Annotated in this window: 29 protein-coding genes and 3 pseudogenes; 30 read left to right on the top strand and 2 right to left on the bottom strand. The window is 65.1% G+C overall.

The genetic code is table 11. The features are described 5' to 3' along the window. From V8Z74_RS20350 to V8Z74_RS20330, 5 genes and pseudogenes are all read left to right on the top strand, one after another. The coding region (locus tag V8Z74_RS20350) for a hypothetical protein (protein WP_349710918.1) at window positions 1-280 on the top strand (280 nt) is incomplete at its 5' end. A 104-nt stretch (window positions 281-384) separates the two neighbouring features. Then, entirely contained in the window at window positions 385-792 is a 408-nt protein-coding gene (locus tag V8Z74_RS20345) for a hypothetical protein (RefSeq protein ID WP_087535309.1), read from the top strand. Between the two features lie 16 nt (window positions 793-808). Then, on the top strand, window positions 809-1,069 hold the full coding sequence (locus tag V8Z74_RS20340; RefSeq protein WP_087535310.1) for a hypothetical protein: 261 nt from the start codon (window positions 809-811) through the stop codon (window positions 1,067-1,069). A 75-nt stretch (window positions 1,070-1,144) separates the two neighbouring features. Continuing rightward, window positions 1,145-1,795 carry a hypothetical protein gene (locus V8Z74_RS20335; RefSeq protein ID WP_087535311.1) on the top strand — a complete coding sequence of 217 codons (651 nt, stop codon included), beginning with the start codon at window positions 1,145-1,147 and terminating at the stop codon, window positions 1,793-1,795. Between the two features lie 40 nt (window positions 1,796-1,835). Next, window positions 1,836-2,267, top strand: a pseudogene (locus V8Z74_RS20330) (DUF6094 domain-containing protein); the annotation flags it as partial. A 21-nt stretch (window positions 2,268-2,288) separates the two neighbouring features. Here the strand turns inward: V8Z74_RS20330 and V8Z74_RS20325 are convergent. Continuing rightward, the gene (locus V8Z74_RS20325) at window positions 2,289-3,329 is read right to left on the bottom strand and encodes an IS630 family transposase (RefSeq protein ID WP_349710917.1); all 1,041 of its coding nucleotides are present in this window, start codon (window positions 3,327-3,329) and stop codon (window positions 2,289-2,291) included. Between the two features lie 43 nt (window positions 3,330-3,372). On the opposite strand from V8Z74_RS20325, the pseudogene V8Z74_RS20320 reads away from it, so the two are divergent. The 10 genes and pseudogenes from V8Z74_RS20320 to V8Z74_RS20275 all read left to right on the top strand — a co-directional run. Then, a pseudogene (locus V8Z74_RS20320) lies at window positions 3,373-4,077 on the top strand (DUF6094 domain-containing protein); the annotation flags it as partial. A 103-nt stretch (window positions 4,078-4,180) separates the two neighbouring features. Beyond that, a complete protein-coding gene (locus tag V8Z74_RS20315; RefSeq protein WP_087535313.1) occupies window positions 4,181-6,460 on the top strand; it encodes a helicase-related protein in 2,280 nt (759 codons plus the stop codon). Between the two features lie 111 nt (window positions 6,461-6,571). Then, the gene (locus V8Z74_RS20310) at window positions 6,572-6,937 is read left to right on the top strand and encodes a hypothetical protein (RefSeq protein WP_227493120.1); all 366 of its coding nucleotides are present in this window, start codon (window positions 6,572-6,574) and stop codon (window positions 6,935-6,937) included. A gap of 161 nt (window positions 6,938-7,098) precedes the next feature. Continuing rightward, complete coding sequence (gene pilL2 / locus V8Z74_RS20305; protein ID WP_087535314.1) at window positions 7,099-7,677, top strand: PFGI-1 class ICE element type IV pilus protein PilL2; 579 nt, start codon at window positions 7,099-7,101, stop codon at window positions 7,675-7,677. Continuing rightward, a complete protein-coding gene (locus V8Z74_RS20300; RefSeq protein ID WP_087535315.1) occupies window positions 7,674-8,309 on the top strand; it encodes a hypothetical protein in 636 nt (211 codons plus the stop codon). The genes pilL2 and V8Z74_RS20300 overlap by 4 nt, the downstream gene beginning before the upstream one ends. Window positions 8,310-8,325: 16 nt before the next feature. Continuing rightward, the gene (locus V8Z74_RS20295) at window positions 8,326-9,051 is read left to right on the top strand and encodes a TIGR03759 family integrating conjugative element protein (RefSeq protein WP_087535316.1); all 726 of its coding nucleotides are present in this window, start codon (window positions 8,326-8,328) and stop codon (window positions 9,049-9,051) included. After that, window positions 9,033-9,629, top strand: coding sequence for a transglycosylase SLT domain-containing protein (locus tag V8Z74_RS20290; protein ID WP_087535317.1), 597 nt, complete (start codon window positions 9,033-9,035; stop codon window positions 9,627-9,629). The genes V8Z74_RS20295 and V8Z74_RS20290 overlap by 19 nt, the downstream gene beginning before the upstream one ends. Then, a complete protein-coding gene (locus V8Z74_RS20285; protein ID WP_087535318.1) occupies window positions 9,626-10,174 on the top strand; it encodes an integrating conjugative element protein in 549 nt (182 codons plus the stop codon). The genes V8Z74_RS20290 and V8Z74_RS20285 overlap by 4 nt, the downstream gene beginning before the upstream one ends. Window positions 10,175-10,178: 4 nt before the next feature. Beyond that, window positions 10,179-12,365: a type IV conjugative transfer system coupling protein TraD gene (traD, locus tag V8Z74_RS20280; protein WP_087535319.1), complete on the top strand. Its 2,187-nt coding sequence runs from the start codon at window positions 10,179-10,181 to the stop codon at window positions 12,363-12,365. Continuing rightward, the gene (locus tag V8Z74_RS20275) at window positions 12,362-13,111 is read left to right on the top strand and encodes a TIGR03747 family integrating conjugative element membrane protein (RefSeq protein ID WP_087535320.1); all 750 of its coding nucleotides are present in this window, start codon (window positions 12,362-12,364) and stop codon (window positions 13,109-13,111) included. Before traD ends, V8Z74_RS20275 begins: the two co-directional genes overlap by 4 nt. 64 nt (window positions 13,112-13,175) lie before the next feature. Here the strand turns inward: V8Z74_RS20275 and V8Z74_RS20270 are convergent, their stop codons facing one another. Beyond that, on the bottom strand, window positions 13,176-14,210 hold the full coding sequence (locus tag V8Z74_RS20270) for a zinc-binding alcohol dehydrogenase family protein (protein WP_087535321.1): 1,035 nt from the start codon (window positions 14,208-14,210) through the stop codon (window positions 13,176-13,178). Window positions 14,211-14,311: 101 nt separating this feature from the next. Between V8Z74_RS20270 and V8Z74_RS20265 the strand changes: the two genes are divergently transcribed. From V8Z74_RS20265 to V8Z74_RS20195, 15 genes and pseudogenes are all read left to right on the top strand, one after another. Continuing rightward, on the top strand, window positions 14,312-14,680 hold the full coding sequence (locus V8Z74_RS20265; RefSeq protein WP_087535322.1) for a winged helix-turn-helix transcriptional regulator: 369 nt from the start codon (window positions 14,312-14,314) through the stop codon (window positions 14,678-14,680). 41 nt (window positions 14,681-14,721) lie between these two features. Next, window positions 14,722-14,893 (top strand): annotated as a pseudogene (locus tag V8Z74_RS20260) (LysR family transcriptional regulator); the annotation flags it as partial. Window positions 14,894-15,038: 145 nt separating this feature from the next. Continuing rightward, entirely contained in the window at window positions 15,039-15,431 is a 393-nt protein-coding gene (locus tag V8Z74_RS20255) for an integrative conjugative element protein, RAQPRD family (protein WP_087535323.1), read from the top strand. Continuing rightward, entirely contained in the window at window positions 15,428-15,661 is a 234-nt protein-coding gene (locus V8Z74_RS20250) for a TIGR03758 family integrating conjugative element protein (protein ID WP_087535324.1), read from the top strand. The genes V8Z74_RS20255 and V8Z74_RS20250 overlap by 4 nt, the downstream gene beginning before the upstream one ends. Before the next feature lie 16 nt (window positions 15,662-15,677). Continuing rightward, on the top strand, window positions 15,678-16,037 hold the full coding sequence (locus V8Z74_RS20245; protein WP_087535325.1) for a TIGR03745 family integrating conjugative element membrane protein: 360 nt from the start codon (window positions 15,678-15,680) through the stop codon (window positions 16,035-16,037). A gap of 12 nt (window positions 16,038-16,049) precedes the next feature. Next, window positions 16,050-16,448: a TIGR03750 family conjugal transfer protein gene (locus V8Z74_RS20240; protein ID WP_087535326.1), complete on the top strand. Its 399-nt coding sequence runs from the start codon at window positions 16,050-16,052 to the stop codon at window positions 16,446-16,448. Then, window positions 16,445-17,140, top strand: coding sequence for a PFL_4703 family integrating conjugative element protein (locus V8Z74_RS20235; protein ID WP_087535327.1), 696 nt, complete (start codon window positions 16,445-16,447; stop codon window positions 17,138-17,140). The genes V8Z74_RS20240 and V8Z74_RS20235 overlap by 4 nt, the downstream gene beginning before the upstream one ends. Continuing rightward, entirely contained in the window at window positions 17,137-18,075 is a 939-nt protein-coding gene (locus V8Z74_RS20230; RefSeq protein WP_087535328.1) for a TIGR03749 family integrating conjugative element protein, read from the top strand. Before V8Z74_RS20235 ends, V8Z74_RS20230 begins: the two co-directional genes overlap by 4 nt. After that, window positions 18,065-19,474 carry a TIGR03752 family integrating conjugative element protein gene (locus V8Z74_RS20225; protein WP_087535329.1) on the top strand — a complete coding sequence of 470 codons (1,410 nt, stop codon included), beginning with the start codon at window positions 18,065-18,067 and terminating at the stop codon, window positions 19,472-19,474. Before V8Z74_RS20230 ends, V8Z74_RS20225 begins: the two co-directional genes overlap by 11 nt. Continuing rightward, window positions 19,455-19,907 (top strand): TIGR03751 family conjugal transfer lipoprotein, encoded by a 453-nt coding sequence (locus V8Z74_RS20220; RefSeq protein ID WP_087535378.1) that lies wholly within the window; start codon window positions 19,455-19,457, stop codon window positions 19,905-19,907. Before V8Z74_RS20225 ends, V8Z74_RS20220 begins: the two co-directional genes overlap by 20 nt. Beyond that, the gene (locus V8Z74_RS20215; RefSeq protein WP_087535330.1) at window positions 19,907-22,777 is read left to right on the top strand and encodes a conjugative transfer ATPase; all 2,871 of its coding nucleotides are present in this window, start codon (window positions 19,907-19,909) and stop codon (window positions 22,775-22,777) included. The genes V8Z74_RS20220 and V8Z74_RS20215 overlap by 1 nt, the downstream gene beginning before the upstream one ends. Before the next feature lie 15 nt (window positions 22,778-22,792). Further along, window positions 22,793-23,557, top strand: a complete 765-nt coding sequence (locus tag V8Z74_RS20210; protein ID WP_087535331.1) for a DsbA family protein — start codon at window positions 22,793-22,795, stop codon at window positions 23,555-23,557. Between the two features lie 192 nt (window positions 23,558-23,749). Continuing rightward, window positions 23,750-24,244, top strand: a complete 495-nt coding sequence (locus V8Z74_RS20205) for a JAB domain-containing protein (RefSeq protein WP_087535332.1) — start codon at window positions 23,750-23,752, stop codon at window positions 24,242-24,244. A gap of 164 nt (window positions 24,245-24,408) precedes the next feature. Further along, on the top strand, window positions 24,409-24,855 hold the full coding sequence (locus V8Z74_RS20200) for a TIGR03757 family integrating conjugative element protein (protein ID WP_087535333.1): 447 nt from the start codon (window positions 24,409-24,411) through the stop codon (window positions 24,853-24,855). Continuing rightward, on the top strand, window positions 24,852-25,799 hold the full coding sequence (locus tag V8Z74_RS20195; protein WP_087535334.1) for a TIGR03756 family integrating conjugative element protein: 948 nt from the start codon (window positions 24,852-24,854) through the stop codon (window positions 25,797-25,799). Before V8Z74_RS20200 ends, V8Z74_RS20195 begins: the two co-directional genes overlap by 4 nt. Window positions 25,800-25,806 lie beyond the last annotated feature (7 nt).

The raw sequence follows: 25,806 nt of genomic DNA, 5'->3' as shown, positions 1-25,806 counted from the left end.
TTGCAAGGCCGCCGCCGAGCACGCCCAGCGTGGTTGCGGCCTGTCCTGGGAACACTGGGTCACGCTTTTCAGTTCCGAGATCGACGCGCAAGTCAGTCGTCTGCCGGAAAGCCAGTGCGCTCATGCTCTGGAAATCGCGGCCCAAGAATGGGACTACGCAACACCTGCCGAACGGCAGGAAACCCAGGACTGGAATGCGGAGCATGGCTATTGCTCGCACGGGATCGAGTTCGGCTGCTGCCCGGCCGGTTGTGATCGAGACGATGACGACTGGGATTGAGGGCAACGCATAGGTTCCTTCGCCGCAGATGCGGTATTCCATCACCCGCTGGGGGTTCCTCCCAGCGGGGAGGCCTCCGGCTCTACTTCTTCAGGAGGCATCTCATGGGCTGGTATTTCTCTCCCCAATCGCGGTCTGAACTGATCGCGGAATTGATCGCACCGCAGCAGACCGAGCGCGTCAGCGCGAAGGTCATCGCTCACGCATTGCGCGGCAACGTGCTGTGGTCCGTGGTCGAACTGACCGCCAAGGTCGAAGGTGTGCATCGTGATCTTGCGCCGGGCCAGTCCCTGCGCTACATCCGCTGCGATCTGCTGGAACGCAGCGGCAACCAGTGGGGCTACAAGCCGCTGGAAGAGTGCATGTCCCCGTACTACTACTCGTGCCCGTTGAGCTATCTCGACATGGCACCAGAGCAGTCCGCCAACTGGCGTACCGGCGTTCGCGCTTACCACGCACGGCGGCGTACACCCACGGCTGTCACGGCACCCGCCGCGCCGCTGATGGTCTGAGTCAGGAGGAACCGACATGGACCCGATCCTGGCTGCGCTTCCGCCCTCGCTGCTGGCACTCGTTGAAGGCAGTTTGTCCAACGACGAAGTGTCCTCCGACGAGGAAATGCTGGCGTACTTCATCGACAACGGCCTCACCGAGGACCAGGCACGGCAGGCACTGACCTACCGCGACCAGTACCTCAACAACATCTACCTGGAAGGCTTCACGCCGATCACTTCGGCGGGCGAGCCGCTTCACTTCAACCCGCGCACCCGGCAGTTCGAGCCGGACTGAGCGTTTTCTTCCACCCCCTGGGGCAGTACTTGCCCCAGCGGGCGGTGCTGTTCCCGTTAATCCGAGGACACCACCATGCCCGCAAACACTTCTTCCACCACGCTGTACCGCATCGACGAATGCCCGGACGTGATGGCCGACGCTTGCGTCGGCGATGACCAGGGCAACCTGATCTTCCTGTCAATCTGGGCGCGCGACACCGCCGTCCAGCAGTTCCTTGCTCGCCTGACCCTCGGGCGCGACGAGCAGGGACTGGACCAGTTCCACATCATCACCGGCCAGGGCGGCAGCGTCCCGGTGTTCGTCGGCAACGTCGATCGCCTGGAAAAGCGCATGACCCGCGCTTATCGGCGAACGCTGTTCGGTTCGCTGTCCAACGTGTGGCTGTTCGACCGGCGCTGCGTCAAGCCCGACAAGGCCAACGCCAGCGCACTGGCATTGCTGCCACGCGACAGCGCCCACCGGCTTGACCGCCTGTGGATGCTGGTGCGGGACACCTGCCCGTTGCCGCTGCTCGACCACTGGCGCGAGACCGTGCTGGAACTGCTGCAAAGCCGCGAGATGCTTGTCCACCTTCCGTTCGCCCTCGGGCCGCTGGAAGGCCATCGGCTCGCCATCGACGTGCCGGCGCTGACCTTGGCGCTGGGTTCCCTGATCCGCAGTGACGTACTCACCGCCTATCCATACCCGGCCAAGATCTGGACGCCGGAAGTGGTAGCGGCCTGACCCACCCACGGAGGCACGCCTTGGCGCGCTTCCGTGTTTCATCCCCGCCAACCAGGAGACTTCCATGGCCCTCATGTTCCCGCGGCTCGCCCGCAATTTCGCCAAGAACGGTTACTACCCGACCGACGAACCCACGCTCGAAAGAGCCCTCAACGCACTGATGCCCAGCGACGGGCCGATGTGCATCCTCGATCCCTGCGCCGGCGAAGGCGTGGCGATCGCCGAAGCCGCCCATGCCCTCGGGCGCGAGCAGGCCAAGGCGTTCGCCGTCGAGTTCGACCCGGAGCGGGCACGTCATGCCCGCGGCCTGGTCGATCACTGCCTGCACGCGGACCTGATGGACACGATGGTCTCCAAGCAGTCCTTCGGGTTGCTCTGGCTCAACCCGCCGTATGGCGACCTGTCCAAGGACGTCAACGGCAACATCGGATACCAGGGCCAGGGCCGTGCCCGCCTCGAAAAACTGTTCTATTAACCCGGCCCTTAAATACGCTCACTGCGCAGCATATGCAGCGGCCGGGTGCTCGAAGTAGGACCGGACACGCTCGGGGAGCGATGCGATGCGGTCCATGATGGCGTGGGCCTTCTTCAAGAGCTGCGAATCATCGCGGCTGGGAGGCTCCAGGCGCAGGGCGGTCTTGAAGTCGTGGTTCAGGTATTCGTCCGGATTGGACTCGGGCGCATAGGGCGGCAAGTAGAACAACTCGATCTGCGCACGACGCGGCTCGACCCAGGCCTGGACGAGCTTGGCGTGATGCACCCTCAGGTTATCGACGATCAGGAACACCTTGCTCGCCGCACTGGCGATCAGTCGGTCGAGGAACTCGATAAAGCGTTCTGCGTTGATCGTGCCCTCGACGATCTGGAAAGCGATCTCGCCCCGATTGGTGATGGCCGAGATCATCGACAGCTTGGCCCAGCGGGCCGACGCCTCGAGCACCGGCGTGCGACCGGCCGGCGCAAAGCCTCGAATCCAGTTCGTGTCTTCCTTGACGGCCGTTTCGTCGGCCCAGTAGATGACCGCGCCCTCGGCCTTGGCGCGCGCGGCAATGGCAGGGTAACGCTCGCGCAGCCAAGCCTGGACCAGATCGTTACGCTGCTCCATCGCTTTTTTGACCGGGCGCTGAGCGGTGTAGCCCCAGCGCTTCAGGTACTTGCCTACGAGACGATCGGACAACTGCAGTCCGAATTGTTGCTCCACCAAGGCCTGGATCGCCCGCCGGGTCCACAGGGCGAAAGGCAAGCTCAACTGCTCGGGCACCGCGGCCACGATGCGCTGGCGCACCCACACTTCCTGCGCCATCGTCAGTTTCCGGCAGGCCCCATAGGGCCGGCCTCGCGTCTTCTCGACCAGCGCCCCGACACCGTCCGTGCGCGCTTTCCTCAGCCACGCCTGCACCGTGCGCACATGGACGCCGGCGATCTTCGCCAACTCCACGCCGTTCATTCCAGACTGCGTATTCAGGCGCAGCACCATCTTGCGCAGCGTCTCGCGCCCTTCAGGACCCAGCTTGCGTGCATCGATCTTTTCCATGCACACATTATAGATAAAACAGTTTATTTAAGGGCCGGGTTAATATCAGCGTTCGCTGTCGCTGTTGCAGTACGGCGGCGTGCTGGTCTTCATCGTCCCCGGCTACGTGCTCGACGCGGAGTTGGTCGGTTGGCTGACACGCCACTACACGGACCTGCGCATCTACCGAGCGGTGGAAACGCAATTCAAGCAGGTGGTGATCTTCGGCCGAAGGGTGCGACAGCGTGAACAGGCTCCCGATGGCGTCAAGGCCGTGCGCAATCTGCTGCTGCAGGTTGGGCTTGGCGAAGTCGAAGCCGAGGAGCTGCCGAGCGATTGGCCGTTCCTGCCGTACATCGTCCCCGCCAGTCCGGCCGAGCCGGAGCATTTCTTCCGCGTGACGATGGAGCCCGAGCAGTTCGCCGACGAGGTTGGCAGGCTGCAAGGCCTCTGGCCGTCGCTGGACACGCACCTGGGGGCCGCGCAGCAGTCGCTGCGTCCACCGGCGCGGGCCTTGTCCCACTGGCATCTCGCCCTGGCTCTGGCCGCGGGCGCGATCTCGGGGGTTGTGCGCTCCAAGACCGGGCGCGTGCTCGTTGTCAAAGGTGACACCCACAAGGACAAGACGCTCCAGCGGGAATTCACCGAACGCGAAGACGGCTCCATCGCCGAGACCCGCATCCTCACCGACAAGTTCGTGCCTGTCATCCGCGCGTGGGACATGACGCCTAGCTCCGCCACGCGGGGCGAGGTGTTGACCATCCGCTGATCGCTCTTCACCGCTGACGGTTCGCCGTCCTTTTTCCCACCACGGGGCATGCCATCGCCCCGTTGGCGGGTGGTGCATGCCCCATTTTCTTTGGAGCATCACCATGTCCCTCGATCTCGAAACCACCACCGCCGAAGCCACGTCCGTACAGGGCGAACTGCTCGACGCGGAATCTTCCCCTCTAACCCTGAGCCTTCAGGATTTCGTCAGTGAGTTCGGCGACGAACTGCTCGACGCCCTCAACAGCGCCAACCCGCCGGTCTATACCGGCCAGCCGCAGGCGCATCGGCAACTCGTCGTCGCCAGCCTCAAGCGCAAGCTGTTCCCGGCCCAGGCCGAAGTCGTCCATGCCGCCGCCGAGCTGCTGATCGACCGTGGCGAACGCGCCGCGATCGTCAACGGCGAAATGGGTTGCGGCAAGACGACCGTCGGCATTGCCACGGCCGCCGTGCTCAACGCCGAAGGCTATCGCCGCACCCTGGTTCTTTCGCCACCGCACCTTGTTTACAAGTGGCGGCGGGAGATCCAGGAGACGGTGGCTGGCGCCAAGGTGTGGGTGCTCAACGGCCCTGACACCTTGGTCAAGCTCATCAAGCTGCGCGAGCAGTTGGGTGTGCAGCCCACAGGCCAGGAGTTCTTTGTCCTGGGGCGCGTCAGGATGCGGATGGGGTTCCACTGGAAGCCTGTCTTCACCCAGCGGCGCACTCGTCACGGCGATGTGGCGGCCTGCCCGGACTGCGGCACGGTCATCACCGACCTCGACGGCGAGCCGGTCAACCCGGTCGCGCTCGAAGCCGAGGAGTACCGCAGGAAGTGCAGCCATTGCGCCGCGCCCCTGTGGACGCTGATGCGTCCGCGAAGCATGGCCGGTAGCGACCAGTCCTCGGCTGTCCTCAAAGCCTTGAAGCGTATCCCCACCATCGGGGAAGTCACCGCGCAGAAGCTGATGCAGAAGTTCGGCGACGGCTTCCTGGCCTCGATGCTCGGCGACAACATCCATGAGTTCATCAACCTCATGGACGGCAACGGCGAGCTGGTGTTTTCCGACCGTCAAGCCACGCGTATGGAGCGTGCGATGGCCAACATGGAGTTCGGCTTTGGCGAGGGCGGCTACCAGCCGTCCGAGTTCATCAAGCGCTACCTGCCGCAAGGCACATTCGACCTGCTCATCGCCGACGAGGCGCACGAGTACAAGAACGGTGGCAGTGCCCAGGGCCAGGCCATGGGCGTGCTGGCGGCGAAGGCTCGCAAGACTTTGCTGCTGACCGGCACGTTGATGGGCGGCTACGGCGACGACCTGTTCTACCTGCTGTTCCGAGCCCTTCCCGGGCGGATGATCGAAGACGGCTATCGCCCGACCACGAGCGGCAGCATGACCTCGGCCGCCATGGCGTTCATGCGCGATCACGGCGTCCTCAAGGACATCTACTCCGAGAGCACCGGCACGGCGCACAAGACGGCCAAGGGCACCAAGGTATCGGTACGCACGGTCAAGGCTCCGGGCTTCGGCCCGAAAGGGGTCTTGCGGTGCATCCTGCCGTTCACCATCTTCCTCAAGCTCAAGGACATTGGCGGCAACGTCCTGCCACCGTATGACGAAGAGTTCCGTGAAGTCGCAATGGACACGGCGCAAGCCGCGGCCTACCGCGATCTGGCGGGGCGGCTGACCGCGGAGCTGAAACAGGCTCTGGCGCGACGCGATACGACCTTGCTGGGCGTGGTACTCAACGTGCTACTGGCCTGGCCGGATTGCTGCTTCCGGCCGGAAACCGTGGTGCATCCACGCACGCGCAACACCTTGGCGTTCGTCCCGGCTCAGTTCAACGAGTTCGAGATCAGCCCCAAGGAGCGTGAGCTGATCGACATCTGCAAGGAAGAGAAGGCACAGGGCCGCAAGGTGCTGGCCTACACGGTCTATACCGGCACGCGCGACACCACGTCGCGTCTGAAGGTGCTGCTGGAGCAGGAGGGTTTTCGGGTGGCGGTGCTGCGTGCAAGCGTGGATGCCAGCCGTCGCGAGGACTGGATCGCCGAGCAGTTGGACCGTGGCATCGACGTGCTCATCACCAATCCCGAGCTTGTGAAGACAGGGTTGGACTTGCTGGACTTTCCCACGATCGTGTTCATGCAGAGTGGCTACAACGTGTATTCGCTCCAGCAGGCGGCACGCCGCTCCTGGCGTATCGGGCAGAAACAGCCCGTGCGCGTGATCTACCTCGGCTACGCCGGTTCCTCGCAGATGACCTGCCTGGAACTGATGGCCAAGAAGATCATGGTCTCGCAGTCCACTTCGGGCGATGTGCCCGAATCGGGGCTCGATGTCCTGAACCAGGATGGTGACTCGGTTGAAGTGGCCTTGGCCCGGCAACTGGTCGCTGCCTGATCCCACGCCAATGCCGGCCTCGCGCCGCCGGCTTTCCGTTGTTCCCACCTTGCAGCCACGCCCACGGTCTCCGTGGACGTGGCTGCGTTTTTTCATCCCAAGGAGATTTCCATGAACACCCATACCCAAACTACGCCCGAAGTCGTCAATGCTCGCCTCACGCTGGACGTGGCCTACCTGCTCAACGGCGAGGTTGCCTCGGACATGCTGGCGCGGCTGCGCGGTATGCGCGAACGCGCCATCGGCGAAGGACTGCTGACCGGCGAGACCGCCGCGGAAGTGGATACTTGGTCGATCGACGTGGCCGCGGTGCCGTCAAAAGCTGACCGCGATGTGCTGGAAGCTCAGATCGCCGCCTTCATGCAACAGCGCATCGAGGACGGCAATCTCGGCGCAGAGGACATTTCCGTGCGTTTGGCGCGTTATGGCCTGATGTTGGCGCAGGTCGATCCTGGCCTGAAGCTGGCGCGAGATTGATCCGGCAAGCGTGACATCCACTTTCACAGGCCCCGCTCGGGGCCTTTTTCTTGGCCTTGCCGCCCTCCCTGAAACCGGGCAACCCCCAGTTCGCATTCCTGGCTGACCGTACAACCGCGCGCCGCCAAGGTATCGGCATCGCAACATGAAGAGCCGATGCCATGCCCGCAATCCCTGTATCCCGGCACCTGGCCAGCGCCGGTCTCCTGGCCGCAGCCCTGGCCAGCGGCTGCGCGACCACCACGGCACCGCTGATGCCTGACGCCATCGAGGAAATCGCGCCCGCACCCGAGGCTGCAACGCCCGATTTCATCCCCGTCGTGCGCTATGGCCGCTACACCCTCGTGGAGCTGGCGCCGATGGCGGCGCAGCGCGACCTGTTGTTGCAGACCATCGACGTGTCCATGCCCGAGGATGCCCGCGCCACGGTCGGCGACGGGCTGCGGCATGTACTCAAGCGCAGCGGCTACCAGCTTTGCGAGACGGCGCATACCGTGATCGGGCTGTACGCGCTGCCGTTGCCGGCGGCACACCTGCATCTCGGCCCCATGACCTTGCGCGATGCGCTGCTTACCCTGGTCGGCCCGGCCTGGGAACTGCACGCCGATGACCGCACGCGACAGGTTTGCTTCGAGCGGCCCGGTAGCGACGCAGGCACCGATCTGGTCTCCGAACCCCTTGCCACCGAGGCGGCGCAGGCGATCCCGCAGATGCCGCCCATTTCGGGAGGCCAGCCATGAACAATGCTCCACTGCCTTCCCAGCGCTCGACCGCCGCCGTGGTCGTGCAGAGCCTGCTATGGCTTTGGCTGATCGGCCTGAGCGCCTTTGTGGCTCTGAATTACCAGGCGATGGGCGGCCTGGCCGACCAGGAACGGGTCGATTCCGGCCTGCAGCGGCTCGAAGCACAGGTAGCCGGGCTGATCGAGACCGCACAGCAGCGGCCAGCCGCCGCAACCGCGGCGGGCCTGCAGGACACCCGGCAGGCGCTGGAAACCCGCATCGCGCAGATCGAACAGGCGCTGGGTGGCCATGCCTCCAATGACGATCTGCTGGCGCTGCGTGCCGAGGTCGAGCAGGTCAAGGTGCGACAAGCGACGGTTCGTGCCCCAGTACCTACGCAGCCGCGTCCACCGAGCAAGGCTGTCACCAAACCCGAGCCGCCCCCGCTGCCGTTCCGCGTCGTGAGCGTCGAACTGCGGGCCGGCCAGCGCAGCCTTTCCGTCGCACCAGCGACAGGCGAATTCACTGCCGACCAGGTTCAGGTGCTGCTGCCCGGCGATGCGATCGGCCCGTGGTACCTGCATGCGGTCGAGGGCAACGTCGCCATCTTCCAGGCCGGCGAGCAGACCCGCCGTCTGGCGGTTCCCTGACGGAGGCAGCCCCGCCATGAAACCCTCGATCTTGTTCACCCTGTTCCTGCTGGCCGCAGCGCAGTTGCCCGCCTGGGCACAGCAACCCTCCACGGCCCAGTCCCGCAATGCCCAGAGCCAGGAGCACCCAGTGATCAGCCGCCTCCTGGACGACCGCGTGGCGAGCGACTGGGGACTGCAACCGCAGGAATGGCAGCGCTACCGCGAACTGATGGAGGGGCCGCTAGGCATCTACTCGCCCAACCTGGACCCGCTTTCAGCGCTGGGCGTCGAGGCCCGGTCGGACGAGGAACGGCGGCGCTACGCTGAATTGCAGGTGAAGGCCGAAGCGCGCCGCGTCGAGAAGCTGCTCGCCTACCAGCGCGCCTACGACGAGGCCTGGCAGCGCCTCAACCCCGGCATGCAGCGCGTGAATCTGCCCGACGAAGGCCCGAGCACTGCAGCCGCGCGCGGCAGTGGCCGCACGGCGGTGTTCGTCAAGGACGGTTGTGTGGACTGCGGGCAACTCGTGCAGCGCCTGCAGTCCTCGGGTGCCGCGTTCGACGTGTATATGGTCGGCAGCCGCCAGGACGATGCGCGCATCCGCGACTGGGCCAAGCGGGCGAATGTCGATCCGGCGCGCGTGCGCAGCGGCAGCATCACGCTCAATCACGACAGTGGACGGTGGCTGTCGTTGGGCTTGCCCGGCGACTTGCCAGCCGTCGTGCGTGAGGTGAACGGCCAATGGCAGCGTCAGCCGTAGCCGCCTTGCGGCCCCTGTGCGCGCTGCTGCTCGCTGCGGGCCTGTACGTCGGTAGCGCCCATGCCCAGGAGGTTCCGCCACCGGCCTACCAGCTCGCCGCACAGCGCGCGGGGATTCCTTCCACCGTGCTCTACGCCGTGGCCTTGCAGGAGAGTGGCATCCGCCGCAATGGACGTCTGGTGCCGTGGCCTTGGTCGCTCAACATCGCCGGCCAGTCTCGCCGTTTCGCCACTCGCGCCGATGCCTGCTCCGGCTTGCAGCAGGCGATGCGCTCCACGCCGCACACACGCATCGACGCGGGCCTGGGGCAGATCAACCTGGGCTACCACAAGCAGCGCATTACCAGCGCCTGCGATCTGCTTGACCCATATCGCAACTTGGCGATCGCCGCCGAGATCCTGAAGGAGCAGCACACCCCCGGCGAGGACTGGCTGCTGGCGATTGGCCGCTACCACCGCCCAGCAGGCGGCGAGCCCGCCGCCCGCTATCGGCGCAGCGTGTCCCGCCACCTTGCCCGCGTGCAAGGCACGCGCCCAACCGCCGCAGTGCGCTCCGCACGCCAGGAGAACATCCCATGACGAAATCCCTTCCGGCCCATCTCACCTTGAGGGGCCTGCTCGTACTCCTGGCGGCCCTGCCATTGGTCGCACACGCAGCCGAACCATTGATCGTAGTCGAGGACCGCGGCGGCACATCGGCGCTGCCGTACTACGAAGCCCTCAATCTCCAGCCGCGCGGCAACAGCCCGGCGCGGCCTCCCATCCCGACGCCCAAGGTTCCCGCAACACCTGCGGACGAGGCTGCGATGCTGCCGGTGCGCAGCACGAAGCTCTCGCCCGGCACCGTCGCGCGGCGGGTGATCGAGGCACCGGGCCTGCGGGCATTCGTGGTCGTCGGCGACGATGAGGCATCCCACGCCTGGCTGCGTCGCCAGGCGGCATCGCTGCGCGAGCGCGGCGCGGTCGGCCTGGTGGTCAACGTCGAAACCGTGCAGGGCCTGGCGCGGCTGCGTGCACTTGTGCCCGGCGTGCCCCTCGCGCCCGTGGCTGGCGACGACCTGGCAGAGCGCTTGGGCCTGCGGCACTACCCGGCGCTGGTCACGGCCACCGGCATCGAGCAATGAAGCTATGTCGGGGAAACAGCCAGTTGAGGTTCTGCTACGCCCAGCGGTGGAGCTATATACCGTCGCGGCGTGTGCAGGCGCCGCGTTTCTGTCCCTGGTGGCCCCGTGGTCGCTCGCGCTGAGCCCCGCGATGGGCGTTGGCAGCGCCCTGGCGTTCGGCACCTATGGCGCGATCCGCTACCGCGATGCCCGCGTGATCCTGCGCTACAGGCGCAACATCCGCCGCCTGCCGCGTTATGTGATGACGAGCAAGGACGTGCCCGTCAGCCAACAGCGGCTTTTCATCGGGCGCGGGTTCCTGTGGGAACAGAAGCACACCCATAGGCTCATGCAGACATACCGGCCGGAGTTTCGCCGCTACGCGGAGCCGACGCCGGCCTACCGGCTGGCGCGAAGGCTGGAGGAGCGGCTGGAGTTCGCGCCATTCCCACTGTCGCGCCTGGCGCGGCTCACGGGCTGGGATGTGCCTTTCAACCCCGTTCAGCCGCTGCCGCCCGTGGGTGGCCTGCCGCGGCTACATGGCATCGAGCCCGATGAAGTGGACGTCAGCCTGCCGCTGGGCGAGCGTGTCGGCCACTCGCTGGTCCTGGGGACCACCCGCGTGGGCAAAACGCGACTCGCCGAGTTGTTCGTCACGCAGGACATTCGTCGCAAGAACGCCGATGGCGAGCATGAGGTGGTCATCGTCATCGATCCCAAAGGCGATGCCGATCTGCTGAAGCGGATGTACGTCGAGGCGAAGCGCGCGGGACGCGAAGGCGAGTTCTACGTCTTCCATTTGGGCTGGCCGGAGATCAGTGCCCGCTACAACGCGGTGGGGCGTTTCGGCCGTATCTCGGAAGTCGCCACGCGCATCGCAGGACAACTCTCCGGCGAAGGCAACTCGGCCGCCTTCAGGGAGTTCGCCTGGCGCTTTGTCAACATCATTGCCCGAGCCTTGGTGGAATTGGGGCAGCGACCGAACTACATGCTGATCCAGCGGCACGTCATCAACATCGACGCGCTGTTTCTGGAGTACGCGCAGCATTACTTCGCCAAGACCGAACCCAAGGCCTGGGAGGTAATCGTCCAGATCGAGGCCAAGCTCAACGAGAAGAACATTCCGCGCAACATGATCGGCCGCGAGAAGCGCGTGGTGGCCTTGGAGCAGTACCTGAGCCAGGCCCGAAACTATGACCCCGTACTGGACGGGCTGCGCTCGGCGGTGCGCTACGACAAGACCTACTTTGACAAGATCGTCGCGTCGCTCCTCCCCCTGTTGGAAAAGCTCACCAGCGGCAAGATCGCGCAGCTCCTGGCACCGAACTACTCCGACCTGGCCGATCCCCGTCCGATCTTCGACTGGATGCAAGTGATCAGGAAGCGCGCCGTCGTCTATATCGGCCTGGATGCGCTGTCCGACGCCGAGGTCGCTGCGGCGGTCGGCAACTCCATGTTCTCCGACCTGGTGTCGGTGGCCGGGCACATCTACAAGCATGGGATCGATGATGGTCTGCCAGGCGCATCGGCAGGCACGCGCGTGCCGATCAACGTCCATGCCGATGAGTTCAACGAGTTGATGGGGGACGAATTTGTGCCGTTGATTAACAAGGGCGGCGGCGCAGGGTTGCAGGTCACGGCCTACACGCAGACGCTTTCCGATATCGAGGCCCGCATCGGAAATCGCGCGAAGGCCGGCCAGGTCATCGGCAATTTCAACAACCTGTTCATGCTGCGGGTGCGGGAGACGGCCACCGCCGAACTGCTGACCCGGCAACTGCCAAAGGTGGAGGTCTATACCACCACCATCGTCTCGGGCGCGACCGACAGTTCGGACATCCGCGGCGCGACGGACTTCACGTCAAACACCCAGGACCGCATCAGCATGTCCAGCGTGCCGATGGTCGAGCCATCCCACGTTGTCAGCCTGCCGAAAGGCCAGTGCTTCGCGTTGATGCAGGGTGGCCAGCTTTGGAAGATCAGGATGCCGCTGCCCGCGCCGGACCCGGATGAGCTGATGCCGCAGGATCTGCAGCAGCTCGCCGGCTACATGCGTCAGAGCTACACCGACGCGACCCAGTGGTGGGAGTTCACCAGTTCGCCCGCCTTGCAGGACGCGGCTTTGCCTGATGGTCTGCTCGACGAGGTAGTTCCCAGTACGCCCACCACCATGGACTCAGGCGGCGCGGCCAGCGATGAGGCCACGCCATGAGCGATGCCGCTACCACCACGCAACGGGAGCAGAACCGCCGGCGAGGGCTGATCGTCGGCACCTTCACCTTGCCGTTCCGGCTGCTCGGGGTGCTGATCGGCTCGCTGCTGTTTTCCATCGTCATGGAGTGCGTGGGCATGCACCTGTTCTGGAAAGATCAGGGCTGGCGGCATTCCCAGCAGATGTTGCAGTACGAACTAGGGCACCTGTCCAGCCACTTCACGCGCAGCGTGGTGGTGCAGGAGCCGGGGCGCACGGCACACACGCTCGTGGATACCGGATACGAATGGGTATTCGTGCGCTCCGGGTTGCTGGAACGCATGAGCCAGACCGCCGAGCGCGCCCGGGCACCCAGCCACGCGCAGGCACGCAACTTCCGCTACTACATCAGCGAGGTCTATGTCTGGGCCGAGAACTACCTGATCGCCGCAGCCTTCACGACGCTGACGTTCCTGGTGCGGCTGCTGGTACTGGTGCTCACGTTGCCGCTGATCTTTACTGCGGCATTCGTCGGCCTGATCGACGGCCTGGTCAGACGTGACGTGCGCCGATTCGGCGCGGGCCGAGAATCAGGCTTCATCTACCACCGCGCGAAGGCAAGCCTGATGCCGCTGGCTGTATTGCCCTGGGTGACATACCTCGCGTTGCCGATTTCGGTGCATCCGCTGGTGATCCTGCTGCCGAGCGCGGCCTTGCTGGGGTTGGCCGTCAGCTTGACGGCAGGCAGCTTCAAAAAGTACCTCTAACGGTAGCGAGTCAACGTTGTCAACATGTCACACGCGGCCAGTGCTCGGAAAACGCCTCGTATCGTCATATGCCTTGCTCCTGCGAAGCAAAGCCTGCCAACGTGATCTTGCCAATGGCCTGTCCGCTTTCGAGCAGGGCATGTGCCTTGCGCAGATTTTCCGCGCTGACCGTCCCGAGGGAGCGGGTGCGCGTCGTCGTGATCGTTCCATGGCCTGCGAGTTCGGCCACCTTGCGCAGGATGTCCTGCTGGCGAGCAATGTCGGCCGTCCCCAGCAACGAGCGCGTGAACATGAACTCCCAGTGGATCGACAGACTCTTGCGCTTGAGCGAGACGATGTCGAGCGACTTGGGGTCATCGATGAGCGCGATCCGCCCCTGTGGTGCGATCAGTTCCACGATGTCGGTTAGATAGCGATCGGTGTTAGTCGTGGAAAACACGAAGGCCGGCGCGCCCAAGCCCAGCGCCTCGATCTGTGGCGCCAGTGGCTGATGATGATCAATGACCTGATGGGCGCCCAGCTTCTTGACCCACTCGACGGTTTCGGGACGCGACGCGGTGGCGATGACGGTCAAATCCGTCAGGGCTCGCGCTAACTGGATTGTGATGGAGCCGACACCGCCGGCCCCGCCGATCACCACGATGGCATTGGCAGCGCCCGCCACGGGCTGCTCGATCCGCAGGCGGTCGAACAGGGTTTCCCAAGCAGTGATCGCTGTCAGCGGCAACGCAGCGGCGTCTTCGTCGCTAAGCGTCACCGGTGCATGGGCCACGATGCGTGCATCGACCGCCTGCAACTCGGCGTAGGAACCTGGCCGGTCGATCGCACCCGCGTAGAACACCCGGTCACCTGGCTGGAACCCGGTCACGCGGGCGCCGACCGCGCGTACCCGTCCTACGGCATCCCAGCCGAGGATGCGCCAGGTTCCGGCGGCAGGCTGCGCGGAGGCCCGCACTTTCGTGTCCGCCGGGTTGACGGCGATGGCCTGCACTTCGACCAGTAGATCCTGCTCGCCGTACTCGGGCTCGGGCAGGTCGAGATCGACCAGGGCTTGGGGATCGGAAATCGGCAGCGGTTGATTGAATCCAATGGCTTTCATAGTGCACTCCATTCAGTGAATAATGCAGCTATTCTTGCTCCTATTGGCGATTTACGTAAGAACGCACATATTTTGCACATAGTGTCGAAAAAGGTACTGTCATGGCCCGCATCCCACATGAAACTTTCACCTGCTCCGCCGGTTGCACGGTCGAAGCCACGCTCACCCTGATCGGCGGCAAGTGGAAAGGCGTAATCCTCTACCGCCTGCTCACCGAGCAGGTGCTGCGCTTCAACGAACTGCGCCGCCTGCTGCCCAACATCACCCAGCGTATGCTCACCAACCAATTGCGCGAGCTGGAAAGCGACGGACTAATCGCGCGCAAGGTTTATCCCGAGGTGCCACCCAAGGTGGAATACCGACTGACGGCCTACGGCCAGACCTTGAAGCCGGTGATCCATGCGTTGAAGAAGTGGGGTGACGCCCATGTCGAGGGCGATGCACATAAGGCGCAGCCTGTAGCCGGTTGACGTCGCCAGTCTCTCGATCATGGGCGGATGCCCAGCAACAGCGCATGAGGCCGGTCACATGGTCGGAATGGGTGGCGGCCTCGGGCCAGCCCCGTGCCTCACGCGCCGGTGCAAACTTTTGAGCACTTCTATTTCAGCTTGCAGGCGGCCGCGGCTGGCTTGTGCGTGGCGATCGGCCCATGGCATCTGGTACGCGACGACCTGGATTGCGGCAGCTAGCTTTATCGCACCACATCAAGGGGACATGCCAAACAGAACGACCAATCAATCCGGGCATAGCTGAGTTCCTATTGTTTGCAGCCTGAAGCACCACCGATCTCCACGATCTAGCCATTGCTGATCACACAGGAATGGCGCGATGGCAGCTTCGATCTGGCTGCGCGCCGCGCATCGCGGCGTGCCCCTTCTTCCCCTTGTTCTCGTGGCGGTCCTCCTGCTGGGCCAGTCACCGATGGCCCGTGCCGAAACGCCGGCACAGCGTCAGGAACTGGCTGCGGCGCTTCGCCAAATCGACGCGCTTGAGCGCACCGTTGCGCACAGCGCCGTACGTACCTCCATCGCTCCAGGCGAGCGCTACCACTTCGACTACCCAAGGCTGCTGGCTGACCTGGCGCGCGTGCGCGCCGGCATTCAGGACCACCTTACGCCTTCGCGCGCCCAGCCGCGCGACCCGTCCGAACTGGCCGGCGACTACCGCACCGAGCGGTCCGCGCCCGCGTCACCGGCGCCGATACCGGAGGGCCAGCCATGACTGGCGCTCAGCTCTCCGCATTCCAGGCCAACAGCGGCATCGCGCCCTCAGCCATGGCGACCGTCCTCGTGGGCGTGGTCTTCGCCGTGCTGCTCGTGTGGGGCGTGTGGGCCATCCGAACGGCCTACGTGGGGTGGTCGGAAAGCCGCCTCAATCAGCGCCAGTTCCTCGGCGTCTGCATCCGCTTCGTCGCGATGTACCTCGTTCTGAGTTTCTTCCTCCTCTCCTGAACTGAAAGGACTGACCATGCAAAGCCGCATCCTCACTTCCCGTCTTGCCCAGCGTGCCACCATGGCCCTCGGCGCCGCCATGCTGCCCGCGCTCTCGTTCGCGCAGGGCCTGCCGACGATCGAGAACCCCACCAGGGGCACCGGCAGCGGCATCATGGAGACCATCCGCAACTACGGTTACGACATCATCATGCTCGTGGCCCTACTGGTGGTGGCCTCCATGTTCATCGGCGTGTGCTACCACGCCTACGGCACCTACGCGGAAATCCACACCGGCCGCAAGACCTGGGGCCAGTTCGGCCTCACCGTCGCCATCGGCGCCGTCCTGCTCGTGATCGGCATCTGGCTGCTCACCGAAGCCACCGGCATCCTGTAAGGCGAGGCCGGTATGTCCGAGCAGCAGCACGTCCGTGCAGACGGGACCGTGACGTTCCTTCCGCATCGGCTCAACCGTCACCCCGTTGTCGTGCGCGGCCTGACCGCCGACGAACTCTGGATCTGCTGCGGCCTGTCCAGCGCCGCCGGCCTGCTGGTCGGCGCGCCGCTTTCATGGGTTCTCCGCACGATCGCCGTCGCACCGACGTTCGTTGTCCTGGGCGTGGCCCTGGGCGTGTTCGTGGGTGGAGGCATCCTGCGCCGCCTCAAGCGCGGGCGTCCCGACACCTGGCTCTACCGGCAACTGCAATGGCGCATCGCGACGCGCCATCCGCTGATGGCGGGCTGGGTGGGCGGCCATGTGCTGATCTCGCGCTCCGGCTTCTGGACCACACGCAGGAGCACCCGATGAGCCGTTTCAAGAACGAGATCACCCACCTGCAGGCGCACATCAAGACGCTGCGCCTGGGTGCCGGCGCGCTGGTCGTCGTCGCCCTGTTGATGGGCGGCGGCTGGTGGAGCGCACCGCGCGACCTGACCATCCACGTGCCGCCCGACCTGCGTTCCGGCAGCATCCGCAAGTGGTGGGAGGTGCCGCCCGAATCGGTCTATGCCTTCACGTTCTACGTGTTTCAGCAGCTCAACCGCTGGCCGACCAATGGCGAGGAAGACTACCCGCGCAACCTGCATGCACTGTCCCCGTACCTCACGCCGGCCTGCCATGCGTTCCTGCGTGCCGACTACGACTACCGGCGCAGTACGGGCGAGCTGCGGCAGCGCGTGCGCGGCATCTATGAAATCCCCGGCCGTGGCTACGGTGACGACCCCACGGCGCGCGTGCGTGTCGTCTCCGACCGCGACTGGGTGGTGACGCTGGACATCAGCGCCGACGAATACTACGGCGCGGAGCAGGTCAAGCGCGCCCTGGTGCGCTACCCCATCAAGGTGACGCGGGTGGATGTCGATCCCGCGCGCAACCCGTTCGGGCTGGTGCTCGATTGCTACGAAGCCACGCCGCAGCGCATCAGTGCGCCGGAACCGGCGCGGCCAGCACCCGTCCAGGGCAGCCTTGCGCCGCAGGTGCCCCAAGGAGACACCCCATGAAGCATCCCTTCCGGCAATACCTTCTCGCCCTGCTGGGCCTGCTGGCTGTGACCGCGTCCCCCATTTCCCAGGCGGTGGAAATCCTGCGCTGGGAACGCATGCCGCTCGCCGTGCCGCTGCGCGTCGGCCAGGAGCGCATCGTGTTCATCGACCGGAACGTGCGCGTGGGTATCCCGGTCGGCGTGGGCGAACGGCTGCGCGTGCAGAGCGCAGGCGGCGCGGTGTACCTGCGCGCCAGTGAGCCGATCGAGCCCACGCGGTTGCAACTGCAGGACGCCGACACCGGCGCACTGATCCTGCTGGACATCGTCGCCGAACCGGCCAAGGACGGCGAGCCGGCGCTGGAGCCGGTACGCATCATCGAGGGCAACGCCACCCCGGTGCGGTATGGCGATCAGGCGATCGGCACGGACGAGGCATTGGCACCCGCTGACGGGCGGCCGGGCGCGCGCAAGCCGCAACGCGAAACCCCGATCCCTGTGGTGCTGACGCGCTTCGCCGCGCAGAACCTGTACGCACCCTTGCGTACGGTCGAACCGCTGCCGGGCGTCATGCGGGTCAACCTGCGCCGCGACCTGGACCTCGGCACGCTGATGCCCACGCTGTCGGTGCGTGCCGCCGCGCTTGCCTCATGGCGGCTGGAGGACCAGTGGGTGACGGCCGTGCGCCTCAGCAACACCGGCGCTGGCTGGGTCACGCTTGACCCGCGCATGCTGCAAGGCGATTTCCTGACGGTGACCTTCCAGCACGAGGCGCTGGGCCCGCGAGGAACGCCGGAGGACACCACCGTGCTGTATCTGGTGACGCGCGGCCGTGGCCTCGCGCAATCGCTGTTGCCCGCTATTTACCGCTTCGATCCGGCCGTACATCTGCCGCTGCCGAAGCCGCATTCCGAGGACAGCAAGGGCGACAAGGAGACCCACCATGCGCAGTAACGGTCTGCTCAAGTGGTTGATGATCCCGGTGGCGCTTCTTGTCCTGTTCGTCGGCATCCGGTTGTTCTCGGGTGGCGATAACGCGGTGCCCTCCCAAAGTGACAGGGGGAGCCAGCTCACACCCGAGGAAATGAAGGCGCTGGGCATCGAAGGAGATACCCCGCGCGACACAGTGGCCACGCTGGTCGCGCAGGTGAAGCAACTGCGCACCGAACTGCAAACCGCGCTGTCCGACAACAAATCCCAGCGTGAAGAGAACCAGCGCCTGCGCCAGCGCGAGAACTCGATCGACCAGCGCATCAATTCGGCGCTCGAATCCGAACGCTCCAACCTGCGCCGCGACCAGCAGCAGGCAGCCAGCGAACGCCAGCAGACCGAGGGACTGCTCGCGGACTTGCAGCGGCGCCTGGACAGCATTAGCGGGCACGGTGGCAGCCACGCCGACCTGCCAGTCGGCCTCGGGCTGCAGGGCGGCGACGAAGCCGGAATGGAAGGCGGCGTGCGCTGGGTGGAGCCTGACGACGCGAAGCAAGGCGATGGACGCGGCAGGTCGGGCGGTAGCGTGAGCTTCCCGACCAGCTTCGGACCCGCGCAGCGCACGCTGGAGACCACCGCCGAAACCGTGGCGCATGCCGGCGCACGCGCGACCGGGATCAAGAGCGCCAAGCCCGTCTATACCGTGCCGACCAACTCGACCCTCATGGGCTCGGTGGCGATGACGGCGCTGATCGGCCGCGTGCCGATCGATGGGACGGTGAACGACCCGTACCCCTTCAAGGTCTTGGTCGGGCCGGACAACTTGACCGCGAATGGCATCGACATTCCCGACGTCGCAGGTGCCGTGTTCAGCGGTACGGCGTCCGGCGACTGGACACTTTCGTGCGTGCGCGGCCAGGTGCGCAGCATCACGTTCGTCTTCCACGACGGCACGATCCGCACGATCCCCGAAGACCGCGACGGCAACCAGCAGAACAACCAGCAGCGCGATGGCCTGGGCTGGATCAGCGATCCGCACGGTATCCCCTGCGTCAGCGGGGAACGGCGCAGCAACGCGCAGCAGTACCTCGGCTCGCAGGCCCTGATCACGGCAGCAGGCGCGGGCGTGGCTTCGCTCATCGAATCCGACAGCGGCAGGGCCTCCTACGTGGGCGCCGATGGCTCGATCGGTACCGTGGGCATCAGCGGCCAGGAAGCGGTCGGCCGGATTCTCGCGAGCGGCGTCCAGGAGATGTCGAGTTGGGTCAACAAGCTCTACGGGCAAGCGTTCGCGGCGGTGTACGTCCAGCCCGGTGCCAAGGTCGCCGTTCATCTCGAAAAGCCACTCGCCATCGACTTCGACCCCGAGGGCCGCCGCGTCGATCACCGAGCAGGAGAAAGCCATGCACTCGAACTTGACTGACTGGGCCAAGGGCCTCGCGCTGGCCGTTGCCGTGACCGCCCTCGGTGGTTGTGCCACCAGCAAGGAGGATCTGCTGACCCACGGCGACCGCACGATGATGGACATCTGGCAGCAGGAAGCCGGCGACGGTGCGGGTGGCGGTGCGGGCCAGGTCATGCGCCGCCAACTGCTCGATGCACGCCAGAGCCTGCGCAGGCCGCTGACCGAGGCGGACGTGCTGGCCGCGCCCACCGAGCAGATGCACTACACGCGCACAGCCCGCAATGAAGTCCATCGCCAGTTCCAGCGCCTGCCCAACCCCGATCTGGTGATGTACGTCTATCCGCACCTCGCGGGTACCGATCCCGTACCCGTGCCGGGCTACACGACGGTTTTTCCCTTGTACCAGCGCGTGCAGTACGCGATGCCTGGTGAGAGGACGGAGGACTACTGATGCGCTGGAAACTCCCGTGGCCGAAGCTGGCCACAGCCGGCGCCAAAGACACGGCGGCCAACGAGCAGCCGGACGGCTGGCAGCGCCACATCGAAGCCTTGCACCAAGCCGGCATCCCCGAACCCGGCGCAACGACCCAGGGCCGTAGGCCAGCGACCATGGCCGACGAGCAGGCGCTGTACGACTTCGGGCCATCGTTCGTGGAACTGTTGCCCTGGGTTGAATTCCTGCCCCAGTCGAAATCCATGCTGCTTGAGGACGGTCAATCCGTCGCGGCCTTCTACGAGCTGGTCCCGCTGGGCACCGAGGGCCGGGAACCTGGCTGGCTCGCGCACGCCCGCGATGCGTTGGAAAACGCGCTTCAGGACAGCTTCGATGAGTTGGACGAGAACCCCTGGGTGTTGCAGCTATATGCCCAGGACGAACCCAGCTTCGACCAGTACATGCAGACCCTGCGCGACTATGTGCAGCCGCGTGCGCGCGGCTCGGCGTTCACCGAGTTCTACTTGCATTTCTTCGCCCATCACCTGCGCTCGGTGGCCAAGCCTGGGGGCTTGTTCGAGGACACTGTGGTCACACGGCTGCGCTGGCGCGGCCAGACGCGGCGCGTGCGCATGGTTGTCTATCGTCGGTCCACCGGACAGACAAACCGCCGCGGCCAGACGCCGGAGCAGATGCTGAACATCGTCTGCGACCGCCTGTGCGGTGGGCTGGCGAATGCCGGTATCCAGGTCCGCCGCATGTCAGGGGCGGATATCCACGACTGGTTCCTGCGATGGTTCAACCCACGTCCCGCAATGCTCGGGCCAAGCGCCGAGGATCGGGAGCGCTTCTATGCACTGGCGCGCTATCCCGACGAGGACGACGCCGGCGAGATCGAGCTGGCGAGCGGGAGGGATTTCAGCCAACGGCTGTTCTTCGGCCAGCCACGCTCCGACGTAGCGCATGGCACCTGGCGTTTCGATGGAATGCCGCACCGCGTGCTGGTCACCGACCGGCTGCGCATGCCGCCCGGCACCGGACATCTGACCGGCGAAACCCGCAAGGGGGACGCCATCAACACGCTGTTCGACCAGATGCCCGAGGACACGACGATGTGTCTGACCATGGTGGCGACGCCCCAGGATATCCTCGAATCGCACCTGAACCATCTGGCGAAGAAAGCCGTCGGGGAAACACTGGCATCGGAGCAGGCGCTCAAGGATGTGCAGGAGGCGCGTTCGCTCATCGGCAGCGCGCACAAGCTCTACCGGGGCACGCTGGCCTTCTACCTGCGCGGACACGACGATGCTGAGCTTGACCGGCGCGGCCTGGACCTCGCCAACGTGATGCTCAACGCGGGGCTGCAGCCCGTGCGCGAGGACGATGAAGTCGCGCCGCTCAACAGCTACCTGCGCTGGCTGCCTTGTTGCTACAACCCTGCTCAGGATCGGCGGAACTGGTTTACCCAACTGATGTTCGCCCAGCACGTGGCGAATCTCTCACCGGCCTGGGGCCGCAGCCAGGGTACGGGCCATCCGGGCATCACGATGTTCAACCGTGGCGGCGGGCCGATCACCTTCGATCCGCTCAACAGGTTGGACCGGCAAATGAATGCCCATCTGTTCCTGTTCGGCCCGACGGGTTCCGGCAAATCGGCGACGCTCAACAATCTGCTGAACCAGGTCACGGCGATCTACCGACCGCGACTTTTCATCGTGGAGGCAGGGAATTCGTTCGGACTGTTCAGCGACTTCGCCAAGCGTCTGGGCCTGACAGTTAACCGGGTCAAGCTGGCGCCTGGCTCCGGCGTGACCTTGGCTCCGTTCGCCGACGCACGCCGGTTGATCGAAACGCCCAGCGACGTCCAGACACTCGATGCCGATGCGCTGGACGAGGATCAGCCGTTGGAAGCCATGGACGCGGACGAACAGCGCGACGTGCTGGGCGAGCTGGAGATCACGGCGCGGCTGATGATCACGGGCGGCGAAGATAAGGAGGAAGCCAGGATGACGCGGGCCGATCGCTCGTTGATCCGCCAGTGCATCCTCGACGCTGCCGAACACTGTGTGGCCGAAACGCGTACGGTGCTCACGCGCGACGTGCGCAACGCGCTGCGCGCGCGCGGCCAGGACCCGACGCTGCCCGAGACGCGGCGCGTGCGGCTGCTGGAGATGGCGGACGCGATGGATATGTTCTGCCAAGGCACGGATGGCGAGATGTTCGACCGCGACGGCAGTCCGTGGCCCGAGGCCGACATCACGCTGGTGGATCTCGCGACCTATGCGCGCGAGGGCTACAACGCCCAACTCTCCATCGCCTACATCAGCCTGATCAGCACCGTGAATAACATCGCGGAGCGCGACCAGTACCTGGGGCGGCCGATCATCAACGTCACAGACGAAGGCCACATCATCACGAAGAACCCGCTGCTCGCTCCCTACGTGGTCAAGATCACAAAAATGTGGCGCAAGCTAGGGGCCTGGTACTGGCTGGCGACACAAAATATCGACGACCTGCCGCGCGCCGCGGAGCCCATGCTCAACATGATTGAATGGTGGTTGTGCCTGTCGATGCCACCGGACGAAGTGGAGAAGATCGCCAGGTTCCGCGAACTCTCGCCCGCACAGAAAGCATTGATGCTGTCAGCGCGCAAAGAGGCGGGCAAGTTCACCGAGGGCGTGATCCTCTCCAAATCGATGGAGGTACTTTTCCGGGCTGTGCCTCCGAGCCTCTACTTGGCGTTGGCGCAGACCGAACCCGAAGAGAAGGCGGAGCGCTATCAGCTCATGCAGCAGCACGGCATCAGCGAACTCGACGCGGCCTTCAAAGTGGCCGAGAAGATCGATCAGGCGCGCGGCATCGAGTCGCCAGCCCTGGAGCTATCGTAAAAATCGGAGACCGCCATGGAGCCAAAACGTCCTTCCATTCCGTTGCAGGTCGAGGCCTACCGCCACCTGCGCCGCGGGCGGCGCTGGCCTCGGGCCGTTGCCGCCGGGCTTGCCAGCGTGCTGCTGATCTGGCTCGTAGCCAAGTTACCGAGCGAGCACGCACCACCACCTGCCACGACGGTTGACGCCGTACAGGTGGCTGGGCCGCCTTGGCAGTTGGGCAACGCCGAGGGCCGCTTCACGCTGACACTCTATGCCGACCTCGAATGTCCGTTCTGCCGGGCGTACTTGCCGCGGCTCAAGCGTTGGGTGAGCGACAACCCGGACGTGGCCCTGCAATGGCACCACCAGCCACTGGCCGCGCACGAGCCGGCCGCATCGGCCGAGGCACGCCTGACGGAATGTGCCGCCGAAGCTGGCGGACATGCGGCCTTCTGGCAAGCCGTCGAGTGGGTCTATGCCCATACGCGCAGCGACGGCCAGGGCTTGCCCGATGGTCTGCGCTACCCCGACAGTTCGACAGCCATCGAGCAGTGCATGGCAAGCGAGCGGCTCGATGCCGTTATCCGTGCCCAGGCCGAAGAAGCCACAAAGAGCGGCGTGACCGCCACGCCATCGCTGCTGGTACAGGATCGCCAGACCGGCCAGGCAATTCTGCTGCAGGGGCCGATCGAGGGTGACGCCTTGCTGTCGGCTATGGACATGTTGGCGGCTGACGAACCGGCCGCCACACCCACAAACGAGATGCCTGCCGACGCCGTCGGCGACATGCCCAGGTAGTCAGCGGTCCTTGAGGCTACGGCGCAGCCTGCTGCGCTGACCGCAACCCGTTCGCCTCGCATCCTGGCCGCGAACGACCACCGCAGCCGCGGTGATGGATGCACCTTGTATCGCTGTTATTTTTTCATCCCTTGGGGAGGTTCGCCTCCCCAAGGGTGCGCGTCCTCCGTTCTCACCGTCTGGAGGTTCGCCATGTCTTTTGTCATCAATGACTCCTGCGTGGAGTCGCTTTCCACTGTCGCCAGCCATCACGAAGACTGGATCATTCAACAAGCCATCGTGCTGCTGGAGAAGCGCGTCTTCAAAACCGGGCCATACCTGACCCGGCCAGCGGCTGTGCGCGACTACCTGCGTCTGAAGTTGGTCGCTGAACCCAACGAGGTATTCGCCGTCGTGTTCATGAACAGCATGCACGAGGTGCTGGCCTACGAACCGATGTTCAAGGGCACCGTCCATTCGACCACGGTACATGCGCGTCCGATCGTGCAGCGTGCCTTGGAACTAAACGCCGCCGCGGTCGTCCTCGCGCACCAGCATCCCTCGGGTGCCACCGAACCGTCGAACGCGGATCGCACGCTGACCCAGCACCTGCAAGCTGCACTGGCACTGATCGACGTGAAGGTGCTGGATCACGTCATCGTCGGCTTGGGCACACCGTACTCGTTCGCGGAATCCGGCCTTCTGTAGCGATGGTATCGGCTCCTTGATCCACGCGGAGGCTTCGGCCTCCGTTTTTCTTTGGCGCAAGACAAGCAGGTAATGCGGGTAGTCCGCGATGCGCATTGTTTGTTGGGCTCGCATGGCGTTCGGCGTTTGACTATGGCCCTTGACAACTCTTGGGGGCGCTCGACATGCCAACATCTCTATCCAGGTTTGCATCGGGCTGGCGAACCCTTGGCCTGGCCGTTGCGCTGCCGGCGTCCCTGGCCGTGTTCAGCCCGACCACTTTCGCCGCCGATGTGGTAGTCATCACCGACAGCCGCCACCCGGTCAAGACCATGGGTGGCGAGCGGCTGATCGAGTTGGATGAGGCGCCCCGGATCGAAGCGGAGCTTTCTGCTGCGCTGCCCGCCGATCCCGAACAGGCAACCGCCGTGGTGAAGCGCCGGCTGAGCCAGGGGGGCGCTGACCTCCAGCGTCGCATCGCCACCGCATACCAGGGCGTCGCCGACGCATGGAGCCTGGGCATCACCACCATCCCGGCGGTCGTGGTGGATCAGCGCTACGTGGTCTATGGCGAGCCTGACGTGGCCCGCGCCATCGCGCGCATCGAACAGCACCGGAGGGCCGAACCGTGATCCGCCCATTCGACCTTCTGCGCCGCATGCGGGTTGCCGTCGCCTCCGTACTGCTGCTCAGTGCCACGGGGAGCTACGCCCTGAACACGGCAACCATCGTGGGTTCAGTGGCTTCGCCCGATTGCCTGGAATACCGGGTGGTGGGTATCTGCTACTGGCTCTATTGCACCTGGACCGGCTGCACGGTGCGCACGTCCGTCAAGGTCAGGCACTACATCCCCGATGCGGTGGTTTCGTCCTACTCGAACACCGGCGAGAACCCGTGGATCGAAGTGCGCGCCATGAGCACGCCCAACCCTTCGGCACAGGCTGGTGGAGACGGCACCACCAATGAAGATCACGAAAACAATCTCGCGAAGTTCAAGAACGCGGACGTCATCGGCCACCCTGGCGTCGAGGTGTTCAACCAATTCGTCTCGTCTTCGGGCTACTTCTGTGAGGGCGCGGGCACGGCGTTCATGCCGTACTTGCTCAGTACCTTGGATACGCTGGCCTGGCGCTACAACGTGCCCGAGATGGCTTTCCCGGAGGCATTGATCCCGGGCATGCGCGAGGTCGGTGCGCGCTCGACCTTGAACCTTTGGGGCAATGTCTATCCGCGCGGTGGCTTTCTGCACCAGACCGATGACCACAAAGCTGGTGCCGTGGTCGCGCAACGCGCCGGCGATGTCGTCACGCGCCGCGGGCAGATCCACGTCTATCAGCCACTGCTGGCGAACTCGCGCCCCGGCTACTGGCCTGCCGGCGCGCTGATGGAGGGCGATGCCTCGACCGGCAAGTGGCAGGAACTCACGCCCGTTCTGTCTTCGTCCTGCACGGTCTTCCCGCGCAGCGGCTTCCTGACCCAGGCTCAGCAAGGCGACTACGCCTGGGCGCTGTGGCGGCCGTATGCGTGCTGCGAACGCCGGGGCCAGGTGTTCCTCGGAAGCGTCGATTTTTACTGAGGGTACG

It is taken from the genome of Comamonas sp. w2-DMI (assembly GCF_040187735.1).
GTDB classification, from domain to species: Bacteria; Pseudomonadota; Gammaproteobacteria; order Burkholderiales; family Burkholderiaceae_C; genus Comamonas; species Comamonas terrae.
Note: the sequence above shows the minus strand (reverse complement) of the source record. Positions and strands in the feature narration are given on the sequence as shown.